Origin of the sequence: Arthrobacter sp. AQ5-05, assembly GCF_003287975.1 — a bacterium.
Classification (GTDB): Bacteria; Actinomycetota; Actinomycetes; order Actinomycetales; family Micrococcaceae; genus Paeniglutamicibacter.
Genome location: NZ_QMKQ01000097.1, coordinates 1 through 768 on the forward strand (window position 1 = coordinate 1; position 768 = coordinate 768).

Here is a 768-nt window from a genome sequence, read left to right on the forward strand (position 1 = left end):
TTCTTGGTCGATAACCATTCAAGAAGGCCCTGACGTCTATCCGGGACACGGCACGCCGGAAGCCCCGAAACCCGCCCGCAAGATTACGGCGTCAAGGCACCCGCACCACGCTCAAATCCGTAGAGCCGCAATGGTTCCGGTGAGTTTCGGGAATGTGTTGGTTTCAAGGCTCATTTCAGTTTCCGGACCCGGCGCGATGCCGGGCTCCGCGAGCTTCGGCCCGGGGTTCAGCTCTGGTGCTGGGATGCTCAGCACCAGCGGTATCGGCGCATTGGCTTCAGGCAGAGCCGGCAGCGGTGACGGCCTGGGCTCGTCAGCTATCGCCGTGGCATCCCACGACTGCTGCGGGGTGATGCGCCCGGGCAATCCCTGATGGGGACGTTCGGTGTTGTAGATCAGGTCAAACCCGTCCACCTGGGCCTGGAGCTCATCATGGGAATGGGCCATGGGTTGCTTGTCCAGCCAACGAAACAGGGTCTGGTGGAAGCGCTCGTTCTTCCCTTGGGTGGTGGGTTTGTACGGCTTGCCGGTGATCGCCTTGACCCCGAGGGAGGTCACGTAGGCGACCAGTTGCCCCTCAACCCCGCGGCGCGAGGGATTTAGGGCTGCGCCGTTGTCGCTGTTAAGCCGAATTCGGCTTAACAGCGATTATGCCGAGGAAAACGCTAAGCCGAGGGATGCCGGGATTGGCCCGGGTTTCCGGGGATTCCTGGCATCTTTCTCGGCTTAGCGATTGGGTGGTTATCGCAAGGTATAGAGCTTTTGCAG

1 pseudogene is annotated in these 768 nt (G+C 61.2%); it reads right to left on the reverse strand.

The annotated features are described in order from the left end of the window. Positions 1–312 precede the first annotated feature (312 nt). A pseudogene (locus tag DQ353_RS21165) lies at positions 313–630 on the reverse strand (integrase core domain-containing protein); the annotation flags it as partial. Positions 631–768: the final 138 nt, after the last annotated feature.